General features: G+C 39.4%; 9 protein-coding genes. 8 read left to right on the forward strand and 1 reads right to left on the reverse strand.

All coding sequences use genetic code 11. The annotated features are described in order from the left end of the window. Window position 1 precedes the first annotated feature (1 nt). From SHI21_RS05830 to SHI21_RS05865, 8 genes are all read left to right on the forward strand, one after another. Entirely contained in the window at window positions 2-679 is a 678-nt protein-coding gene (locus SHI21_RS05830) for a 4'-phosphopantetheinyl transferase family protein (protein ID WP_323575333.1), read from the forward strand. A gap of 220 nt (window positions 680-899) precedes the next feature. Then, window positions 900-7565 carry a polyketide synthase gene (locus tag SHI21_RS05835; RefSeq protein ID WP_323575335.1) on the forward strand — a complete coding sequence of 2222 codons (6666 nt, stop codon included), beginning with the start codon at window positions 900-902 and terminating at the stop codon, window positions 7563-7565. 4 nt (window positions 7566-7569) lie between these two features. Further along, window positions 7570-13224: a non-ribosomal peptide synthetase gene (locus tag SHI21_RS05840; protein WP_323575336.1), complete on the forward strand. Its 5655-nt coding sequence runs from the start codon at window positions 7570-7572 to the stop codon at window positions 13222-13224. Between the two features lie 6 nt (window positions 13225-13230). Then, complete coding sequence (locus SHI21_RS05845; protein ID WP_323575337.1) at window positions 13231-16410, forward strand: hypothetical protein; 3180 nt, start codon at window positions 13231-13233, stop codon at window positions 16408-16410. Between the two features lie 8 nt (window positions 16411-16418). Beyond that, the gene (locus SHI21_RS05850; protein ID WP_323575338.1) at window positions 16419-17294 is read left to right on the forward strand and encodes a cupin-like domain-containing protein; all 876 of its coding nucleotides are present in this window, start codon (window positions 16419-16421) and stop codon (window positions 17292-17294) included. Window positions 17295-17597: 303 nt separating this feature from the next. Beyond that, the gene (locus SHI21_RS05855; protein ID WP_323575339.1) at window positions 17598-18287 is read left to right on the forward strand and encodes a sugar transferase; all 690 of its coding nucleotides are present in this window, start codon (window positions 17598-17600) and stop codon (window positions 18285-18287) included. Window positions 18288-18489: 202 nt separating this feature from the next. After that, window positions 18490-20898 (forward strand): WD40/YVTN/BNR-like repeat-containing protein, encoded by a 2409-nt coding sequence (locus SHI21_RS05860; protein WP_323575340.1) that lies wholly within the window; start codon window positions 18490-18492, stop codon window positions 20896-20898. Next, window positions 20879-22168 (forward strand): S41 family peptidase, encoded by a 1290-nt coding sequence (locus SHI21_RS05865; protein ID WP_323575341.1) that lies wholly within the window; start codon window positions 20879-20881, stop codon window positions 22166-22168. Before SHI21_RS05860 ends, SHI21_RS05865 begins: the two co-directional genes overlap by 20 nt. Here the strand turns inward: SHI21_RS05865 and SHI21_RS05870 are convergent. Next, the gene (locus SHI21_RS05870; RefSeq protein WP_323575342.1) at window positions 22149-23393 is read right to left on the reverse strand and encodes a M20/M25/M40 family metallo-hydrolase; all 1245 of its coding nucleotides are present in this window, start codon (window positions 23391-23393) and stop codon (window positions 22149-22151) included. The two genes, SHI21_RS05865 and SHI21_RS05870, sit on opposite strands and share 20 nt — an antisense overlap. Window positions 23394-23421 lie beyond the last annotated feature (28 nt).

Raw genomic sequence — 23421 nt, forward strand, 5'->3', positions numbered from 1 at the left:
AATGAATAGCACTGAAACATGGTCAAAACTTTTTTCTAAATCCTCTTTTTTTGCAATTAACAAAGAAGAGGATTTAGATAGTCATCTGGCAAAAATTCAATCCCAAATTATTTACGATAAAAAAGTCGATGGTTTTCATCCCAACAGAAAAGATGAATTTCTATTGGGAAGAGTCTGTGCTTCAAAGGCCTTTGAATTGTGCACGGGGGATGAATTACTTTCACTTCCAGTTAATGCCGATCGCTCACCACAATGGCCTTCAGACGTCGTAGGAACCATTTCTCACAATCAATATTGGGTTGGTGCTGCCGTTGCTAAAAGTTCTGATCTGGTTGGTCTTGGAATGGATTTTGAAGTCATGGGCAGAACCAGACTTGAACTCGCAAAACAAATCAGAACCGGCGAAGATATTAAGCAGCACTCCAAACTTTCTGATGAAGAATTGCTCACAGTTATTTTTTCCTGCAAAGAATCTTTATATAAAGCTCTCTATCCAAGCGTGCAAAAATTTTTTGGTTTTGAAGATGCAGCTGTCGTCGAACTTGATTTGGATAACGGCATGTTTACTATTAATTTGCTAACTCAACTCAGTCTTAAATTTGGCATAAATTCACATCAATCCTTCATAGGCCGTATTGCCCTAGACAATAGAAACTGTTTAACTGTCTTGGAAGTTTAAGGCCTTCAAAACAGTGAAATAGGGATCTTTTTACTGATAAAAATTATGTAGTTTTATGTCGTAAAAATTTGTCTGTAATTTCAATCTCTTAACACCTTATTTTGGGCCTTTAAAGTTGTGAAAAATTTACATTTCTCACACTTTACCGATATGGAAACAATGCTGAGTGTTATAGTTCAAGAAACATTTTTTAGTTATATTTTTTAACAAGGGACCTTCGTTGTTCATCCACAAGTTGTTTGAAAAAACTGCTGATCGTATGAGAGACACTATTGCATTGTCGATGGGTGGCCGTGTTTTAACTTATGGTGAACTTGAAAACCTATCGAACAAAATTTCTTATGCATTAATGAGTGAAGGTGTGGGCGCAGGAGATATTGTTGGTGTATGCCTTAAGCGTTCTCCGGAACTTGTTGCAACTGTTTTAGCAATACTAAAGTCAGGTGCGGCCTATTTACCACTAGACCCAGAATACCCAAGCGATAGATTAAAATACATGGTGACACATTCTCGTGTCAGAAAAATTATTGCTCACGAAAAATTCACATCCATCTTCAATGGCACAACGGCTTCTCTTTTAACTTTTGAAAAAATCAATCTTGATCAGTTCGAATCAAGTAGACCTGAAGTTAATGAAGCAATGATCGACCTTGCTTATGTTATCTATACGAGCGGCTCAACAGGAAACCCTAAAGGTGTCTCTCTTGGGCATGCGGCCTTAGTGAACTTAATCGAATGGCAAAATGAACAAACTATTTTTAAAACAAATAGTGTGACTCTACAGTTCACTCCATTAAGTTTCGATGTTCACTTTCAAGAAATATTTTCAACTCTGACACTAGGTGGACACCTGGTGATGATTTCAGAAGAGCTGCGCTTAGATACATACGAGCTATTAAAAACTCTTTCAGAAAAGCATGTGAATAGATTATTTCTTCCTTACGTTGCTCTTAATCACCTTTCTGAAATTGCGGTGATTCATAATCTTTATCCAGATTCACTAAAAGAAATCACGACTGCCGGTGAGCAATTAAAGATCACTCCAAACATTCGTGCATTCTTTAATAAGATCCCAGGTGCTGTTTTATACAATCACTACGGGCCGAGTGAAACTCACGTTGTGACAAGTCTAACTCTTTCTGGTAACGCCGATTCATGGCCTAATCTTCCAACAATCGGTCAGGCGATTGCAAACGTAAGAGTTCTTTTACTGGATGAAAATTTAAATCCAGTTGCGACAGGATCTGAAGGGGATATCTACTTAGGTGGAGTATGTCTTGCTAACGGATACCTGCACTCACCGGAATTAACGGCAGAGAGATTTCTTCAATCAGAAAATCTTGGTCGTATTTATAAAACAGGTGATATTGGATATATCGACACTGACGGCAATATCGTTTTCCTTGGCAGAAAAGACGGTCAGGTGAAAATCAGAGGATACAGAATTGAATTAGGTGAAGTTGAGATCGCTATCATGAAACAACGTAGCGTTGATCGTGCCGTTGTTAAAGTGATTGATGATGAAAGCGAAAACTATATCTGTGCTTACGTCACAGGAAATACTGATATCGGTAAACTTAGAGAAGCTCTTCGCACTGAGCTTCCTGAATATATGGTTCCAAGCCATTTCTTAAAAATTGATTCAATCCCACTGACGCCTTCTGGAAAAGTGGATTACAAGGCCCTTCCTATTCCTGGAACAGAGCGCCCGGATCTATCAGTAGAATTCGTTCAAGCAGAATCACCTACAGAATTATTTATTGAAAGATGCTGGAAAAAATATATCCGCATTCAAAAAATCGGTATCGATGATAATTTCTTTGACCTGGGTGGTACTTCACTTATGGCCATCAAGATTTTAATCGATATCAACCAGGTTGCTGAAAAGAAGTTAACAGTTGTTCATCTTTTCCAATATGCAACTATCAGACAAATTGCCAACTTCATTGATACTGACCAGGATGAATTAGATAACTTTCTTGGAAGTCTTGGTGAGAATACTGATGTTATTTCTGGAGATATCGCAGTTATTGGTATGACTGGAAGATTTCCTGGTGCCAAAAATATTGATGAATTCTGGAATAACTTAGTTGAAGTTAAAAACAATATTGAAATTTTTGATTCAAGCTTAGTGAACCCTGCTGTAGATAACGAACTAACAGAAGACAGCAATTATGTTTTCGCTCAAGGGGCATACCCAGGGCAAGAAAACTTCGATAATAAATTCTTCGGCATGACTCCACGTGAAGCGGAGTTAATGGACCCTCAACAAAGAAAGTTCCTGGAGTTGACTCACGAAGGTCTTGAGCTTGCTGGATACAATCCTGAAAGCTACAAAGGCTCAATTGGCATTTTCGCCGGAATGGGAAATTCTAAATACTCACGTCTCGTTGATCAGTATCCTGAAAAAGCAAAAATGATCGGGGACTTCAACGTGATGCTTGGTCTTGAAAAAGACTACATCGCCACAAGAGTTGCTTTCAAATTAAATTTAAAAGGACCGGCCCTAAGCATTCATACAGCATGTTCAACATCGCTTGTCGCAATCATTGAAGCTGTAAAGAACTTACGAGTGAAAAACTGTGATATGGCCCTTGCTGGTGGTATCGCTATTTCAGGCGCACCAAATACAGGACATCTATTTCAAGAAGGTGGAATTCTATCGAAGAACGGCGAATGCCGCTCGTTTGATAATGAAGCAACAGGAACAATCTTTACTGACGGTGGTGGAGTTGTTGTTCTTAAGCGTTTGAGTGATGCTGAAAGAGACGGCGATTCAATCCTTGCCGTGATTAAAGGAGTGGGAATCAATAATGATGGTTCTCATAAAATGAGTTTTACAGCTCCAAGTGTAATGGGGCAAGCAGAAGCTATTTTACGCGCTCAAAAAGATGCAGGTGTTTCTGCAGATTCAATCGGCTTTATTGAAGCTCACGGTACCGCCACTCCAGTTGGAGATCCCATTGAAGTTGAAGCCTTGATTAAAGCTTTTAGAAAATCAACTGACCTGAAAAATTACTGCTACCTTGGATCATTAAAATCCAACATGGGACACTTAACTGGTGCCGCCGGTGTCGCAAGTTTCATGAAAGCAGTAAAAGTTGTAAACACTGGAATCATTCCAGGAACAGTTCATTATACAAGTCCAAATAAAATGCTGGACCTTGATAGTTCACCTTTTATTATCACGAATAAAACAGAGAAATTTCCAGAGTCTCATCTGGTGAAGAGAGCTGGTATTTCATCTTTTGGTGTTGGTGGGACAAATGCTCACATCATTATCGAAGAGTATAAAAAACCAGTTGTAGAAAATACGACAGATCTTGATGAAACATCATCTATCTTTAAGCTTTCAGCGAAATCAGCTGCTCAGCTTGAATTGATGCAAAAAGAATTGCTCACTTTCCTGCAGAAAAGTGATGTTTCTATTTGGAAGAAAATTGCCTATACACTTGAGACAGGTAGAAAAGAATATAAATTCAGAAGTTATATCGCAGGAAATAAGCCAGAAGATTTAAATCGTTTAACGGTTTTAAACTCTGGAAAAGGGGAGTACACAAAACTTCCATCAATCTACTTTATGTTCCCAGGTCAAGGCAGCCATTATAAACAAATGGGGAAAGGCCTGTATGCAACGAGCGGAATCTTTAAAGAGATTTTTGATCAGTGTTGCGACCTTTTAAATAAGCACATCTCTTACAATATTAAAGATCTTATTTTTGATGAAAGCTCAGAAGAGAATTTAAATAATACTTTCTATTCTCAACCTGCAATCTTTATTATTGAGTACTCACTGGCCATGACACTAAAGTCTCTAGGGATCACCCCAAAAGCTTATATTGGTCACAGTATTGGTGAATTCGTTGCAGCGACACTCAATGGTGTTTTTTCTCTTGAAGATGGTCTTCGTGCCATTTCGAAACGAGCAGAACTCATGAAGGCCCTTCCTGTTGGAATGATGCTTTCGGTGAGCACAAGTGAAGAAAAATTAAAAGAGATCATTGGACTACGTGCTCTTGATATTGCTGCCGTTAATGGTTCGATGTCTTGCGTAGTCGCCGGAGCAATCGATAATGTTAATGCTTTCAAGAAAGAGTTAGCTGATCTTGATATCGCTTCAATTGAATTAAAAACATCTCACGCTTTCCATTCTCGAATGATGAAACCAGCTGTTGGAATGTTCTTAGAGTTCTTAAAAGAACTTCCAATTTCAAAACCAATGTCTCCAATGTATTCAACGGTCACAACAAAGATGGAACTAGATCTTTTTGGGACACCGGAATACTGGGCCAACCACATTATCGATACAGTCCAGTTTTCTCGCACTATCGCGAAAGTCCTGGCAACACCAAATATTCTTTTACTGGAAGTAGGAACAAAAAACATTCTTACCAACCTTGCTAAAAAAGAAATGGCCCTAATCACTGGATCAGATACAAAAATCGTGACTCTACTTTCAGGTAATAAGGCCGAGCTTGAGAACCTGAGCTTCAATAAGGCGCTGGGAGATCTTTGGTTATCAGGAATCAAAGTTTCTGATTCTCGTATTCTTTTTGCAGAAGTAGATAGAAAGAAAGTCGTAGCTCCAGTTTATATTTTCGAAGAAACAAAACTTTGGCTTGAGCCTAAAAATAAAAAAACTCTTAAAACTCTTAATATGTCTGAAACAATCAATAGGAATGGAACTATGAACACTCAACTTACATCTCTTCAAAATACTCTGGTAGAGTTATTCGAAAGATCTTCAGGAATTGAAGTCGGAAGCTTTGATAACGATACAACTTTCCTGGAAATGGGAATGGACTCGTTATTTCTTACCCAGGTCGCTCTTCTTTTAAAGAAAGAGTTAAAGACAACTGTAACTTTCAGACAACTGATGGAAGATTACGGATCAATTAATCTTTTAGCTAATCACTTAGTAGATAAAGTAGAAGTTAAAGTCGCAGCACCTGTTCAGGTTTCAACTCCTGCACCAATTGCTGCTCCTGTTGTACATACGCCTGTTCAACCAACTCAGGCCGTAGCTCCGGTACAACAAGCACCTGTTCAGCAGCAACAACAACAAAGAGTGATCATTCCAACGATGGCACCAGTAACAAGTGGAAGCGGATTAGAATCAATCATCAATCGTCAGCTTGAACTCATGTCTCAACAGATCATGCTTTTAAGCGGAAACCAAATTTCAACAACTTTATCTCCAGTTCAAAATACTGAAGTGCAAATGCAGATCCCTGCAGCGATGAGTGCGGCTCCTCAAGTTCAACAAGCACAAGCACCAGCAGTTGCAGTTGCTGAGAAAAAAGGAAAAGTAAGTGTCACGAATGTAAAAGACGCTTTCGGAGCTCAAGCGCGTATCTCAACTGAAAAGACAGCTCAGTTAACTGATGCTCAAAATAAAGAGATCAAAAATTTCTTCGAGCAGTACACAGCAAAGACAAAAGGATCTAAAAAATTCACTCAGGATAACCGCAAGAATCACGCTGACCCACGTGTTGTGACAGGATTCAAACCTGAGAGTAAAGAAGTTGTTTACCCAATCGTTGTGAAAAAATCATACCTTCAAACTCTTTGGGATATTGATGACAACAAGTACATCGATATGACTTGTGGATTCGGTTCAAACTTTTTTGGTAACGGAAACGAAATCATTAAAAAGCATGTCCTGAAACAAATTGAAGATGGTATCGAACTTGGCCCTCAACACCCATTGGTTGCTGAAGTGTCAAACATGATTAACGAAATGACTGGAAACGAAAGAACAGCTTTCTGTAATACTGGTTCTGAAGCCGTACTAGGTGCCATGAGAATTGCCCGTACAGTGACAGGAAGAGAAAAAATTATCGTTTTCAGTGGTTCATATCACGGGATCAACGATGAAGTTATTTTACGTGGATCAAAATCAGGTAAGTCATTTCCAGCGGCACCAGGAATTAACGGTGAAGCGGTTTCTAACATGATCGTGTTAGATTATGGAACAGCAGAGTCACTACAAATCATTAGAGAGATGGCCGGTGAGGTCGCTGCGGTTCTAGTAGAGCCAGTTCAAAGTCGTCGTTGTAACTTTCATCCGGTAGAGTTCTTAAAAGAAGTAAGAAAAATTACTCTGGAATCACAAACATGTTTAATCTTTGATGAAATCATCACTGGTTTCAGAGTTCACCCAGCAGGAGCACAAGGTTACTTTGGAATCCGTGCAGATCTTTGTACTTACGGGAAGATCGTAGGTGGTGGAATGCCAATTGGTGTGGTCTCAGGTAAATCTGAATATATGGATGCACTTGATGGCGGTCACTGGCAATATGGAGATGATTCAACTCCGACTGTTGGAGTCACATATTTCGCAGGGACATTCGTTCGCCATCCATTAGCGTTAGCAGCAGCAAAAGGTGCATTGGAAATTTTAAAAGAAGGCGGAGTAGAGCGTCTTGATCAATTGAATAAAAAGGCACAAAAGTTTGCTGATGATTTGAACCTTTTCTTATTAACAGAAAATGCTCCAATCGAAATGAACAACTTTGGTCCACTAATGAAGCCGAAGTGGAATGCTGATATTACTAGTGGTGATTTGTTGTTCGCTATTCTAAGATATAACGGAGTACACGTTTATGACGGTTTTCCATGGTTCATTAATCTTGCTCACACAGATCAGGAATTAGCAGAAGTTTTAAATGCATTTAAGAGTGCAGTGAAGACAATGCAAAAAATGGGACTTTTTCCAGTAAATGCGAACTCTAATACTAACGAAATTAATCTTGATCCAAAAGTCTTCGACCAAAAAGGTGCACCAATGGTTGGTGCAAAAATTGGAAGAGATGAAAAAGGAAATCCTGCATGGTTCGTTGAAGATCCAGAAAATGCAGGAGAATATTACTTACTAAAGGGCTAGAAGAATGGATGCAAAATTTGTAAGTGGTGACTCTAAGAAACAAAAAGTCACTTACAATCCATTTGAGACAGGCCCATTATCAAAAGCTGTTCCATCAACTGCGGCCCAGAGAGAAATCTGGGCCTCTATAGTTATGGATGCCAATGCGACTCTTTGTTATAACGAATCGCTGGCCATTGATTTCGACGGTGCCCTTAACTCGAATGCATTAAACATCGCTTTTCAACACTTGCTTATCAAGCACGATGCACTTCGCTCGGTCTTCAGCAGTGATGGTAAAACTTTTTTTGTAAAAGAGTTTACTCCGGATAATATTAATTATCTTGATTACTCTCATAAAACGACTCAGGACCTGGATGCTTTAAAAGAATTTGAAGTTCAATTCAAGTATGATCTGATTAAAGGGCCATGCTATCGTGCAACCCTCGTTAAAATTTCACCACAGAAATTTACCTTCTTATTTTCTGCTCATCACATTGTTTGTGATGGATGGTCTTTTGCTATTTTGCTTCAGGAGTTAAGCGAGTTCTATGAAGCTGTCATAAAAAATAAAACTCCAAAAAGTTCAGGAGCACATCAGTTTGCAGACTTTGCAGTTGATGAATATATCCACGGAGTAAATTTAGAGCATAAAGCTTATTGGCTAAAAGAATTTGAAAAACCTCTGGTCACCAATAATTTTCCGGTAGATTTAAAACGCCCGGCCTTTAGAACATTTAATAGCGCTCGTTACGATGTCACAGTGAGTGTTGAACTCGTGCGCGCAATTAAAAAATTAGGTGCAACCCAAGGCTGCAGTTTCTATAGCACTTTGATGTCTGCATTTAATATTCTCTTATACAATCTGACAAAGTCACAAGACATTGTTGTAGGAATGGCATCAGCGGCGCAGTCGGGATTAGGTCAGAATGATCTTGTCGGGCATATGGTTAATCTTCTTCCATTAAGAACAACAATTAAAGAAGACCTGCCATTTAATATTTTTATGAAGTCGGTAAGATCAAAAATGCTTGATGCCTTTGATCACCAGTTCTATTCATATGGGCCATTGGTTAAAGATTTAAAAAATATTGTGCGTTCTCCAGGGCAAATGCCACTTTTAAATGTAGTGTTCAACATTGATCAGCAGGCACCAGATCAAGGGTTAAGTTTTGAGGGCATTAGGACTTCATATAATACAATTCCCAGACACTATGAGAACTTCGAGCTGTTTATCAATGCCGTAAGTTCAGGGGATAAACTGATCCTTGAGTGTCAGTACAACACGAATCTCTTTTCTTCTTCGACTATTGAAAACTGGTTTTCAACTTTTCTGGAATTATTGAATCAGCTTGTTACAAATCCTACAAAACATATCAAGTCATTTCAGTTACCATTTTTAAAAATCCCAATACCAGTGGCCGTTGAAGAACAAAAAACTGCACAGGTCTTGGTTCGCAATGCTCAGGTAGAAGAAAAAATAAAAAATATCTGGTCTCAAGTCTTATTGAATAATTCATTGGATGTGAAAGACAATTTTTTTGCGATTGGTGGCCATTCACTTCTTGCTATTGAGGTGGCCGCAATGCTTGAAGATGAATTCAAATCGAGTTTTACTATAAAAGATATTTTTGAAAACCCGACGATCCTTGAGCTTTCTCATAAAATCGGCAGTGGATTACAAACACCAAAAAATAACTTACCAGCTCTTGTGGCCAATGCTTTAACTTCAGTCAATGTCAGCCATAATCAAATGCAAGTATGGTATCTGGAAGAAATGCACCCGCAGACACTGATGCACAATCTTCCGGCCTCTATCAGAATTAGAAGTAAGATTGACCGTGTCGCACTAGAAAAAACGCTGCATTTTATTATTGAAAGGCATCCTTCTCTTAGAACGGCGATTGTCGTTGAAGACGGGATACCCGTTCAAAAAATTCTGGATAAAAATAATGTCAGGTTTAAGCCCCATCTGGAGTTAATTAAAACAACAGAAGAGCGCGTCCTTGATTTATTAAACCGCGAAGCACAGCTTGCCTTTGATAAAGCAGAACCACCATTATTAAGAGCAAAGCTCTATGAGCTAGGTCCGGAAGATTATGTTTTCTTCTTCATGGTCCACCATGCTGTTTGGGATGGATGGAGTTTTGATATTTTCTTCGAAGAGCTCAATACTGTGTATTCGGCCTACGTAAAAAATGAAGTCCCTTCATTTATTAAAAATCCCGATATTACTTATGCCGACTATAGTTCATGGTTGCATAATTTAATAACTGAAAAAGTTCTCAATAAACAAATCACTTATTGGGAAGAGAAGTTAAAGGCCCCATTGCCAATCCTTGATCTGCCGTTGGATTATAAACGTCCATTGGTCGTCTCGCATGAAGGATCAACTTTTCCTTTTGTTTTTTCAAGTGAGAGAACTAATATTCTTCGCGAGTATGCCCGTGCTCATAGTTCATCACTATTCAATGTCTTCTTGACGGCCTTTAAAGTGACTCTTGCACGCTACAGTGGGCTCGATGATATTATCGTGGGTCTTCCTGTTAGAGGAAGAAACCAGCCTGAGATCATGCAGACCATTGGCTATTTTGTAAATACTGTGGCCTTGCGATCTCAAATTAATTTGAATCAGTCATTTGAAGAAAATTTGAAGCAGGTAAGCAATACTTGTCTGGATGCTTTTGATAATCAATTGGTACCATTTCAAATTGTCTTAAATAAAATCAATTATCCAAGAGATGCGAGCAGAACTCCTATCTTTCAAACCTTCTTTTCCTATCAGGATGTAAGTAATCGTTCAGCTGAACTTAATGGTGCTCCTTACACTCAAATCAATATCGACAAGGCCTCAACACATACCGACCTTGATCTATGGATTAAGTCGAGCGATAGAAAAATTGAAGGTGCTTTTGAATTTAGAAAAGATTTATTCAAAGAAATTTCAATCGAGCGTTTTGCAGAGAGCTTTTTCCATGTTTTGGATACACTTATTGAAAATGAGCAGAGGCCATTAAATATTGTAAAATCAATTCCATTAGCGCATGAAGATCAAATCATGCTTAAGTGGAATGATACATGGACCAAGACAGATAGCTTTGTGCCATTTCATAAAATCTTTGAGCAAAATGCTAAACACAATCCTGATACCGTTGCGATTGAAACCAGCAATGGAAAAATAACTTTTGGAGAGTTGAATAAACTTGCTGATCGTTGTGCGAACGCCTTGATTGAAAAAGGTGTCGGCAGAGGACAACTGGTAGGTATTTCTTTAATTCGAAATGTGAATATTGTCGCTTCTATCTTAGGTGTTTTAAAAACGGGAGCGGGCTATGTTCCACTTGATCCAGGATTTCCACAGGATCGTCTGGATTACATGATTGAGAGTTCAACTCCTAAAATTTTAATAACTGAAGAGTCTCTATCATCAAGATTTACTCATGGTGGAGAAAAGTTACTTATTTCTCAAATCATCAACGAACCTCGTTTTGATAGAGCTGTTCCTGAGGTTAAAAATGAATTAACCGATACAATCTATGTCATCTACACTTCAGGTAGTACTGGAAATCCAAAAGGTGTTCAGTTAACTCACGGATCGGTTACGAACTTTCTTCTTTCGATGAAAGAGAAAATTGGATTTGGCCTAAATGATAAAATCCTGGCAGTGACGACATTAAGTTTTGATATTGCCGTACTGGAACTTTTCCTGCCACTTATTACTGGTGGAAGTATCTACCTTGCCACTAGCAGTGAGGCGATGGATGGAAACTCTCTAAAAAATATCCTGGAAAATAAAGACATCACAATGATGCAGGCCACTCCATCAACATGGAGACTGCTGCTTGCTTCAGGATGGAGAGGAAGTAAAAAAATTAAGATTCTTTGTGGTGGGGAAGCTTTCCCAATAGACCTGGCAAAGACACTGATTCCCATTTGTAGTGAAGTCTGGAACATGTATGGCCCGACGGAAACAACTGTATGGTCAGCATGTAAAAAATTAAGCTTAGACGATGAGTTCATCACTGTCGGGCGTCCTATCGCTAATACCTCTCTTTATATTCTTGATGACAATCGTTTTATGAAACCAATCGGTGCAACGGGTGAGCTTTTCATCGGTGGATACGGTCTGGCACGCGGGTACTTCGGTAGAGAAGACCTGACGAACGAAAGATTTATGGCCGATCCATTTATTCCGGGCGCACGAATGTATGCCACTGGAGACCTTGCACGTTTCATCTGTAACGGCGAAGTCGAGTGCTTAGGAAGAAATGATGGGCAGGTTAAAGTCAGAGGTTATAGAATTGAGTTAGGCGAAATTGAGGCCGAATTACAAAAAGTACCAGGCGTAAATGTTGCTGCCGCTATTACCAGTGAATATAGACCTGGCGACGTAAGAATTTTTGCTTATCTTTCAACAATAACAGGTGCTCCCATTGAAGAGCGCGTTTTGAGAGAAACACTTAGTAAAAAACTTCCAGTTTACATGATTCCTTCGCACTTCACGCATATGAAGGAAATTCCAAAAACATTAAATGGAAAGATTGATAAAAAATCTCTGCCAAAAGTTCAGTCTCAAAATATTGCTTTAAAAGAAGAACCAGCAGCACCAACAGCTCCGGTCACAAATATTGAAAAAAATGACAACATCAAAGAAACAATGCGTGCGATGTGGATTGAAGTTCTTGGCGTCAGCGAATTAAAGAACAATGATAATTTTTTTAATATTGGTGGAAACTCATTACTTGCCGTACAGTTGTTTTCAAAAATTGCTTCGGTATTTAAAATCAATCTTCCACTGGCCGCTCTGATTGAAGCTGAAGACTTTGATGCTTTTGTAATAAATCTTGAAGCTAAGCTAACTCCTGGTGCTGCTCACACATTTTTTAATGACAACAAATCACTCGTAAGTGAGTCGATTACTGTCATCCCTCAAATCTTTAAATCGATGGTCGCGATTAAATCGACAGGTCATAAGAATCCATTTTTCTGCTTCCACGGAGTAGGTGGAAATATTCTGAACTATGTGACTCTTGTACCCGCCACTAAGAACGAGAGACCCTTACTTGCTCTTCAATCTGTGGGAATGGATGGGGTGACTCCACCTCTTAGAAGCATTGAAGAAATGGCCAAAAGTTACATTCGAGAAATTAAACTGGTTCAACCAGAAGGGCCTTATCTTTTAGCTGGTGGTTCAATGGGGGGAATGATTGCTTTTGAAGCAGCTATCCAATTGCTTAAATCAGGTGAGAAAATCGATAAGCTTATTATGTTCGATACATTTGGACCCAATCTCGATCTAAAATCATATACAACCGAAAGAGGAAGACCATTTTTAGCAAAAATAAAAAATGCTTTCGTCGTCAGAGGTAAGAATTTGATTAATAGATTCCAGGCGAAAATTTACCGCCAACTTGGTCTTCCAGTTCCTTTACCAGTTTTACTTAAAGAAATTGAAAGAAAGAACTACCAGGCCATCTGGAAGTACTATCCAACAGAACGTTTCACTGGAGACCTTCATCTTGTAAGATCAAAGCTCGAGCCAACAGGCTGGTACAGCGATCCAGTTATGGGGTGGAAGGGAATCATTAATGGTGAAATTAAAACCTATGAGATTAATGGGACTCACGAAAATTTTATTGAAAGTCCTGAACTTATAACCGTATTAAAAAAAATCATCTAAAAAATTATGAAAATGAAATATATTCGTTCGATGCTTTTGAGTTTCTCACTTCTTGTTGGTTGTGCTTATTCGAAAAGTTTCAATTTTAATCCTAAAGAGCCTCAATGGAATTTTTATGGTGAAGGTCTGGCCGCCTATGTAACGAATATGGGACGAGATAAAGATCAAACCAGCATGTGGTTATCAACTGACTTTGGTGAAAGCGAGACCGCTTACTTTACCTGGAATGACCTCTCTCCAGGACTTTATAAAGTTATCTCTTATGTAAGAGCACAAAATGTTCAAAAGGGTCCGGAAGGAACTTCTTTCTGGCATTTTTACGATGGTGGATTTGGAACTCAGTCACCTTTTATGGACTTGAGTGGAGATTATAACTGGAGAAAAATCGAGTATTCAGTAAGAGTGAAGGGATCAGATCTGACAGTATGGTTTAGATTAAAAGCTCCAGGACAAATTTGGGTTGATGATTTTTATATCGAAAAAGTTGAAAGTGCTGAAGATAAAGTTTCTATTGAAAAACCGGAACCACTGCCCGTTCAAAGTAATAGAATGGCAAAGTCTTTTACTGCGGCCCCAGTAGCTGCAAGAAAAAAACTCTACACTTTTGAAGGATCTGAAGCAGGCCATCCTTTTTCTGTCAAAAATAAAGCAGGTGAATTTAGTCCACAGGAATTTTACAATTTCAAAGTTGGCAAAATGCCAGTGAAAGACTGGACTGGGTACGATCGCCTGGAAATGGATGTCTTTAACCCCAATGAAAGTTATACCGATTTTTTCATAACCCTTGCTGATGATAAAACGACTAACTACTGGTCGCAGACAAATTATAAACAAACCCTGGCCCCAGGATGGAACAAATTAAGTTTTAATCTCACTCAGTATTTGGGAGAAAGAGGATCACACCGTTTTCAACGTTCTGTGAACCTGGCAAAACTGGATAAAATTTTTGTGGTGATCGATCCAGATAAAAAGGCGACGTACGAAAAAAAGAATTTCATGATTGATAATATTTATCTTTCATCAAATCCAATGCCGGCAATACCAGATGGAGTATGGGCCTTCGATTTCACATCTCACCGTGCACCTGGAACTGGAAATCTTACTAAGGTGACAAGCCAGAACTTATTCAATGAAAATACTGGATATGGTTTTGTTGATCCAAAATTCTGGAGGGTAGAAGACTCTCAATATGCCAGCGAAGCGCTGAGATATACAATTGGACTTCTTGATGGCCATTTCAGAGTGAAGTTACCCAATGGGAAATACCAAATGGACCTGGTTATAGATAAATTAGGTTACTGGGATGTTCCGTTTTGGTCAGATCGTACGGTTTCAGTCAATGGCTCTCCCGTATTTAAAGAATCAAGAGGATCAGGAAAAGAATTTTTAAGCGATCTACTAAGATTTGAATCAATTGTGCCGCAACCTACAGATCATCCTTATGACTTGTATTTGGCAAAAGTTTTTAATCACATTGATAAGTCTGTTGAAGTGACCAATGGGTACTTAGACATTGATTTTTCAGGTGACGAAACAGGAATCAGCTTAAATTCATTAGTTCTTTGGAATAAAGAAAAAGACTCTCAAGGTTTAGCTTATAAAGCAGCTCTGGAGCAAAGGTCTAAACTTGAATTTGACTGGATGTCGAGATCTCTTCAAAAAACAGACAAGAGTTCCAATCAAAAACTCTCTATCAGCGTTGTTGAACCAGATCTCTACCTGAGTCCAACTAATTCAAAAAAGGCGAGTGCACAGAATTTGGCCTTTAGTGGTGGCGCAGGAGACAGACCTTATCAATTGATTCAATTCACAGCTGGAAACGCAGATGAGAAAATTAGCTGGAGTTTTAGCGATTTTACCAATGAAAAAGGACAAAAAATCAGCAAAGAAAATATTGATGTTAGTGATCTGGTATTTCAATACACATCACCAGACATCAATCATGAAACTTATCTGATCACAGGAAAATATTTAAAACCAATGATTGATCATTCAATTGTTGTGAAGAAAAATCAGGCCCGTTATGTATGGCTACAAATTCCTATCGATGAAAAAACTCCTCAAGGAAAATTCACCGGCGAAGCTGTCTTCCATCATGGAAGTGAGACGACAAAATTTCCGTTAGAGATTTCAGTTCTTTCTTACTCATTACCTAAAATCGAATTTCCGGTTGGATTTTTTGGTATCGATCCACTTCCATACAGTTATTTTCCCAAAGATGGATACGAGGCCCTTAGAAAAAAATATCGTCATATGGCCGTCAATGTTTTAGGTCAGGCAGGATTCACGACTTTCACCGGCCTTCCAGAAGACATTGGTGATTTGAATGATTTATTTAAAGAGTCTGCTAAGTGGGGAATGAATACAGTTTATTCTTATGGCGGGCAGTTCCCTCAGTCCTACCTGGATCTTGGCAAAAAACCAGGAGACATGAGTGAAGAAGATTACTATAAAAAATCCAGCGGTGACCTGAAGTCACTTTTAGCGAATAAAAATTGGCCTAAAATTGTTCATACATTCAGTGATGAGGCCGGTGGATACTCGGACAAGATCGCTTCAGATATCGAGCTTGCTAAAAAGTATCAAAAGTTTTTTCCCTTCATGGCCCTTGGCGGATTTGGATCATTCCACGGAGGAGACTCAAACAAGCTTAACAGCACCTTTGACTACGGTTTTTTCTCAAGCTTATCCAAGTCAGATGTCGGGAAACTAAAGAGTAATAACCAGCGCTGGGGTCTTTACAACGCTTCGGCCGGAAATCTTGATGACCCACGTTTTTCTTTCGGATTGGGGCTGTATATTGCCCGAATGAACGGTTTATCCCAGTATTTAGAGTGGCATGCGACTGCCGTTAACAATTACCCTTACTACGATTTCGATGGAAGAGAGTCCGATGTGGTCATGTTCTACCCAACGACAGATGGTAAACTTTTACACTCTCTACGTTTTGAGCTGGCAACTGAAGGTCTTCATGCCTATAAAAAACTTCGCCTTATAGAAACTGCGATAACAAACAACGATGGTCCGGCAGCAGCTCTGAGCGCCGCTAAAACCTGGATGGATACACTTCGCCGTGAGAATTTCTTTTATTCCTCACCGGTTTTTATGAGCAATAAAAAAATAGATTTCCGCGAATTCGAAAAAAAGTTAAACGAACATTTGAAAAATATATATTTAAAAAAATAGGTGAATTTATGAAAGATCTAAAATGTTTTTCTGGCGATATTAAAACTGACCTGATTGATCGTGAGCCGTTTAGAATAAATCATAAGCTAGTGGACCATCCAGCATTAAGCCTTGAGAATATCTCAAAGGTTATTCTCACTCACCCTAAAGACAAGGTGATGTTCTCCAAAGGACTTGATCACCTGGGGATTAATTTCGACAAGGCCTTGGTTAAAGAAAAAGATAAACTTGATATCAACGAAATTGTTGAAACAATTCGCACTTCTAATTCTTATATTGCGGTAAGGAGTGCAGAACTCCACCCATCATTCAAAGACTTGTTTCAGGATATTCTGAGCGACGTTGAAGGGTTTATGAAGATCAATAAAACGGGGAAGAAGGCCCATGTGCCAATGATATGGCTCTTTATTGCCTCTCCCGGTGCAGTGACTCCATTTCACTTTGACCGTTTTTCTAATTTCATTATGCAGATTCGTGGAAGCAAAGAGCTAGCAGTCTTTCCTCCAGGACATGAAGCAGTTGTGGCGACGAGAGATACAGAAGCTTATCTGGACTGGGATGTAGAGACACCTCCCTGGAGAGATGAGATGGAAGCCTATGCTCATAAATTTAATTTCAAGGCGGGAGAAGCCGTTCACATACCATATACTTCCGGACACTATGTAAAAAATGGCATGGATGATATCTCGATCACTCTTTCAGTTTTTTATCATTCTGATGAGACGTTGATGTGGAGTAAGGCGATGAGACTAAACAATCGTTTGAGAAATAGAGGTTATAATCCAACTCCCGCAAAGCAGTCCGTTGTAAAAGATAAATTAAAAGCGACTATCTTCCCTTATGTGAACAAACTTTCCACTACTTTAAGTAAGTTTAAGTCTTAATCCTAATCGAATTTTTTATTTCACAATGTTTTGAAATCCTAACAATCGTAAAAATGCCTTTTTTCCCAATGGGATTGGGGCATTCTTTCTAATTCATCTTGAGACTCAATTTAGTCATCTAATTCTAAGAGCTTAAAAATCCAAGATCACTCAAAAGTTATCCACATGGTACTTTCCTTGCTGTAGCAACCAGTAATTATTACCGGGTGAGTTCATTAGTTTTGGCCACTCGAAAATGTGCATGATATTTATTTGCCTTAAAAAAACTTTGCATAATTTGTTGGAAATGCTTGGAGTATTTGTATGACTGAACTAGCTGTTTCAAGTACAGGAACATTGGATATTGAAAAATTTGATATGAAGAATTTCTTCTACACAGATTCTTTTCTCTTCAGGCATCTTACTATTGGAGAAAAAGCGATTACGGTTTTTGAAGCGGCCTTCGCGATTTTACTTCTAGTGCTTTTTTCGCCGATTATGTTGTTCGTTGCCGTATCCATTAAGTTGAGTATGGGCGGAAAAGTTTTATACTCACAGACTCGCGTTGGAAAAGATGGTGAGAAATTTTCAATCTATAAGTTTCGTACTATGATTGAAAATGCAGAAGCAAAGACAGGCGCTATTCTTGCGACAAAAAATGATCCGCGCATTACACGTCTTGGAAGAATTCTTCGTGCAAGTCACTTAGACGAACTTCCACAACTTTTTAACGTGCTAACAGGAGAAATGTCTTTTGTTGGTCCACGCCCGGAAAGACCGGAATTCGTAGAAATTTATGAGAAAGAAATTGCTAAGTATATTCGTCGTCGCGAAGTAAAGCCGGGGATCACAGGCCTTGCTCAAATCTGTCTTCCATACGATGCAACTGCTAGTGAAAAGATCCAGTATGATGTTTATTATATCGATCAAAGGCACTCAATCCTATTTAACATTTTAATCAGCTATTATACGGCGATTAAAATGGTCACGTTCTTCAGAATGATCAAAAACTAAAATCAAAATTCAAATCGTAATATAATCAAACCTCTTCACACGAAGAGGTTTTTTTTGTCGGTTTCTCTAGTCATAGTGACACCACTAAATCATCAGTGTTTGTAGGCAAAATATTCCCGCCACTCATAGGCATTTCACTTCTTCACTTAAAATTAATTCATAGCTCTCGTAAGCTCCCTGCAAACTCACTGGAGACTCAACTATGAAATACTTTCAAGTAAAGCATACGCTTTTTTTATCTCTTATTTTACTCACACTATCTTCTTGTGGTGGCGGGTCTGGTTCAAGCACATCAACAGGTGAAGAACCGATTCAAGATCAAATCAGTACATCTGGATTTATTTTAACTCAGATCAGAGAACGTCAGATCGCTGATGATCCAATAGAACGCATCTATGAACCGCGCGGAATTGGCGGAGGTGGAGCGATGAGTGGATTTTCTATTTCACCTTATAGTTCCTTATGGTTTGTCGGAACAGATATGGGAACACTCTTTAGAAGTGTCGATAGAGGTGTGACCTGGCACGGAATCAATCACAACGAAACAACATACTCATCAGATTTAGACAGTGCTGCCGGTGTTGGGTTTTCAGCTGACCCGGAAGTTGTTTTTCATGCACCGGCCGGAAGAACTCCTGTGAGGAGTGAGGATGCCGGAGTTCACTGGACGAAAATTTCTTCTTTCGCTCTTGCTTCAGGAGAAAAAATTAAATACTGGAGAGCACATAGTTACGATGCCAACTATATGTACGCCGGAACGACAAGTGGACTATGGCAAAGTAGAGATAATGGATTAAGCTGGGCAAAGTTATCAGGTGTATCCGGAGACTCTCGCGGAACCTATATTGATTATCATCAAACCGGACACATCATTTATCATGCGACAGCAAATGGAATTTATAAATCAGTAGATCAAGGATCAAGCTTCACTCGCGTTCATGCTCCATCTGCTGGGCTTACGATCAGAGCATTCACTGCTGGTAGAGACTTAGATAAAATTACGTTTGCTTATATTGATAACAATGGAAAAGGTGCCTGTTCTGAAGTTCAGCCTTTTGCCAGCGATTGGGGTGTCACAAGTATGAACGCTCATTACGATCACTGCGGTTATGTGTGGCTTGGAAATGAAGCGATGTCTTTTAGACAAACAACTCAACAGGCCGGCGATCATATTAAGATGGCCGAAAATAATTCAAAGGTTATTTTCGTGACGGGATCGACTGCATGGATTCGCCAGTACGGTACAAAAGTCTGGAGAAGCACAGACTCAGGTGCTACTTGGAATTTAAAATTAAATCAAATTAACTACGATGTAACTCCGTTTGCGGCCTGGGGCCAGGATAAGATGGAGTACAGTGCTGCTGCTCTAGATATCGGATGGGATGACAGCGGATATGAAAGTTTTGACGTGCACTTAAGATCACCGGCCTCAGTTGGTGGAACAGGTTACTACTTCTTACACTCTTCAAAAAATGGAGGGGACTTCTGGAATGCTCCTTTTACAAAGTACGCTGATACTGGAGCTCGCGCGAAAGCAAAAAAATGGAAATCGACAGGACTTGAAGTCACATCCGTTTATCGTTTTAAGTTTCACCCAACGAATCCACAAATAGGATATGCGGCGATGGCCGATATGGGTGGAATGGTAACAGAGGACGGAGGAAAAAGTTTTAGAATTTCCAAAGTAGGCTACAACAGCAATTATGATTATGCGTTTGATCCTGATGATGACCGCGTAGTGTACGCAGTTTCAGGTTCTCAACATGACTTCCCGATGGAGTGGCATGCAAACGCTGCCAATGGAGATGAGGGAGGAGTTTATAAATCAACCAACAGAGGTTTAAACTGGACGAGACTCACGCCAACGAACGGCACTTTCAATCGTCAGTTTCTTTCAATCGGATACGACAATGGCAGCAATGCCATTTACGCTGGATTACACGGAACAGGAATTGCGAGATCACTAGATGGTGGAGCAACTTGGTCTCTCTTTAATACTGGACTTCCTGGTGGAGTTAAAATCATTCCACAAATTGAAGTGGACCCGGACAATGGTGGAGTTTACGCGCTTCTTGCTGGAGATGCTCCCACGTTCTCTAACAGCTCCAGTACAGGGATTTATTATCTTGCTCCTGGTGCAGCGTCATGGACTTTATTAAGAGGGACTGTGACACGTCCAAGCGGCGTCACGGCAGGACTGTGGTACTACCCAACTTCTTTTGCGGTAGACTTCTCAAGCGGAAGCTCGCGCAACACACTTTATCTGACGGATTACGAAAATAATTCAAACTGGCTGGCGACAGGGGTTTGGAAAAGTACCGACAGAGGAGCAACGTGGACGAGGCAACTGCAGTACACGCATCCTTTGACTGTCACACTAGATCAAGTTGACCCAAGTAATGTTTACGTCAATGGACTTCACTCCGTCGACGGTAGTTGGGGTAACGGTGGACTTTATTATTCGACGAATGGCGGAAGCACTTGGGGGAAAAATACAATTCCTCCATACCAATCCAATGCAAGATCAGCTACTATAGATCCAAACGACAGATCTAAGCTGTTCTACACCTTTTTTGGAAGTGCGATGCTTTATGGACCACGCCCGCAATAAAATAATTTTTTGTTTATTAGTACTGATCTTATCGGCCTGTTCTTCTCGTACACCAGAAGAACAGCTGTTAAGACAGCTTGAAGAAAAATACGCTAATCTTTATTACAACAACGAAGCTCATAAAAGAAAAGTCATAGATGAGCTTCGTGAATATTTAAAGACTCACGAATTAAACGACGATCACATCAATGACATTCATCATATTTTAAATCGCATTAACGATGGCCATGTGGTGATGTTTGATGAACGCGCCGATAAAAATCAAAAATTCAGTAACGGGATTAAATTTGTTGTCGGATCTGACCTGATTGAATCCTGTGCAGATTGCACACCTGCACTTGCTAAAGACAAATACGAAATCCTTGAAGTGAATAATGGGCCTTTCAAAGATTTTTTAATGCAGAATAAATATGAAGTGGCCGCTTCCACAGATTGGGGAAGATACTTCAGGTTAACCAGACTGCTTAAAGAAAAAAATAACAATGAGGCCACGGTCTTAAAGTTAAAAAATACATCAGGGAAAATCATCACGACTAACTTAAACTGGAAACCTGTTGTCGACAGGCCTTTAGTTTGTGTGAGCGGAGAAAGGCTGGCCCCAGATATTTATAAAGTCAGTGTTATGAACTTGTGGTGTGACGATTCAAAAGGCAGTTGGTCTCGCGAGCAGGTTTACGACAATTTTAAGAACCAATTTGATGGTGCCTTAAGCAGCGCCAAACCAAGCGATCGTCTCATCATGGAGCTGCGTGAAAATGGTGGCGGAGGTGATGAAGAAGTTGAATATATTCTGAATGCTTTCCATGAAAAACCTGTTTTCTTATACCACTTCAAATACTTGAGAAAGACTCATCCGGGAAAGCGAAAGTGGTTTGAAAAATTCTGGCCTTTTAAACTGTCTCTTTGGTCAGATGACGAATACGAATACACAGATACGAAACACAGGCCTAAAAAAACTTTTTACACTAATAAGATGGCAACTATCATCTCTAGTGGATGCTTTTCATCTTGTGAGACAATTGCTTCAATCTTAAAAAATGAAAAACGCTCAATCGTTATTGGATCGACTACTCATGGTGGATCAGGTGACCCGGTGATTTTTCCTATTAAAGGAACACCGTACTCGATTAATATTCCTACATGTGTGAATTGGCAGGAGCCTGGACTAGTGTATGAAGGAGTCGGGGTTCAACCCAATATCATTATGGAGCAGAACCCGAAAATCAAAGAAGATAATATTCTAAAATCAGCTATTGATCTAACTCGATAAGGTAAGCGATTCCAAGCTTCGTGAAAAGCGAAGCGTGCTCAGTCGTGAAGTCAGATTTATCAAATGTATCTTTATCTGTGTGCAGGTAAGGAGTTTGTTCAGCGTTGATGGCCTCTACAGGAAAGCTTGCTCTATATCCTTCGTAGTTCCATGCTGCGTGATCAGAACACCCGTAACCACATTGTTCCCAAGTCCATTTTGCTTTTACGTATTTATCAATAAGTGTCGCAAGGAAATTGTTTTGCTCTGGGTTTGTACTGTCGCTGATTAAGGCCATGTCGTAAGTTTTTTTAACGTTGTAGTTAACGCCATCAAACTGCATAACCCCTAAAACTTTCGTTTTCTTTTCTCTGTAAACGCGGGCCAGTTCATATGAACCTTGAATTCCAACTTCTTCAGCAGCATAAGCAATGAACTGAATCGTGTGTCTCGGTTGATAGTTCTGACTAACCATAATTCTAATGATGTCACTTACAACTGCAATTCCAGCAGCGTTGTCATCTGCACCTGGAGCATGTGAGTCCACTCCTTCATTATCAGTGTTGATTGAATCGCCATGCCCACCAAGAATAATAATCTGATCTTTTACTTCAGGGTCTGACCCTTCAATTGTTAAAATCACTGTCGGTTGATCATGGTTTGCGTATTGATAGTATTCAACTTTTGCATCTGAGCGAGAGGCCGTTAACTTCGACCATTCAGCTCCAATCCACTTAAGAGCGGCCACTCCTTCAGGAGCTTTGTAATAACGAGTCTTATAAGAAGAAAGGTGAGTGACAATTCCATTCATATAATCAATTGAGACTTCTGGAAGCCAGGCCTCAACTGTACTTTCTTGATTGATTGAATAATCAGGAAGCAGCATTGTTTGAAAATCGTACCATCCAAAGGCTGTTGAATTAAATAATGATTTATAGTTTGCCAGTTTTTCTTCTTTCTTAGGTTCATTATGAAGAACTCTAAAACCCCCACAACGTTTAAAGTTGTGATGAATGAAATGAGAGAGCTTATCAATCTCTGATTCTTTAATCTTAAAGAATGTTTCTCTATTACCTTTGATCACATCTTTATATTCAAAAACACGCTGATGACTTTTAGAAATGGTTGAAAGAACCAATGGCTCAATTCCAATCCAGACTGTTTTATCATTGTTAATTAGTTTAGCTTCCGCAGTTGAGAAACCAAGACTTAAAAGCATTGTTAGGGCAAGTATTTGTGTTTTCATGGCGCGACTATAATCCATTTTTAAATGA

Source organism: Bacteriovorax sp. PP10 (assembly GCF_035013165.1).
In the GTDB taxonomy this organism is placed as follows: Bacteria; Bdellovibrionota; Bacteriovoracia; order Bacteriovoracales; family Bacteriovoracaceae; genus Bacteriovorax; species Bacteriovorax antarcticus.

What these genes read in the sequence shown, in the direction of transcription:
- SHI21_RS05830 (WP_323575333.1), top strand. Translation starts at nt 2, where the DNA reads ATGAATAGCACTGAAACATGGTCAAAACTTTTTTCTAAATCCTCTTTT.
- SHI21_RS05840 (WP_323575336.1), top strand. Translation starts at nt 7,570, where the DNA reads ATGGATGCAAAATTTGTAAGTGGTGACTCTAAGAAACAAAAAGTCACT.
- SHI21_RS05845 (WP_323575337.1), top strand. Translation starts at nt 13,231, where the DNA reads ATGAAAATGAAATATATTCGTTCGATGCTTTTGAGTTTCTCACTTCTT.
- SHI21_RS05850 (WP_323575338.1), top strand. Translation starts at nt 16,419, where the DNA reads ATGAAAGATCTAAAATGTTTTTCTGGCGATATTAAAACTGACCTGATT.
- SHI21_RS05855 (WP_323575339.1), top strand. Translation starts at nt 17,598, where the DNA reads ATGACTGAACTAGCTGTTTCAAGTACAGGAACATTGGATATTGAAAAA.
- SHI21_RS05860 (WP_323575340.1), top strand. Translation starts at nt 18,490, where the DNA reads ATGAAATACTTTCAAGTAAAGCATACGCTTTTTTTATCTCTTATTTTA.
- SHI21_RS05865 (WP_323575341.1), top strand. Translation starts at nt 20,879, where the DNA reads ATGGACCACGCCCGCAATAAAATAATTTTTTGTTTATTAGTACTGATC.
- SHI21_RS05870 (WP_323575342.1), bottom strand. Translation starts at nt 23,393, where the DNA reads ATGAAAACACAAATACTTGCCCTAACAATGCTTTTAAGTCTTGGTTTC.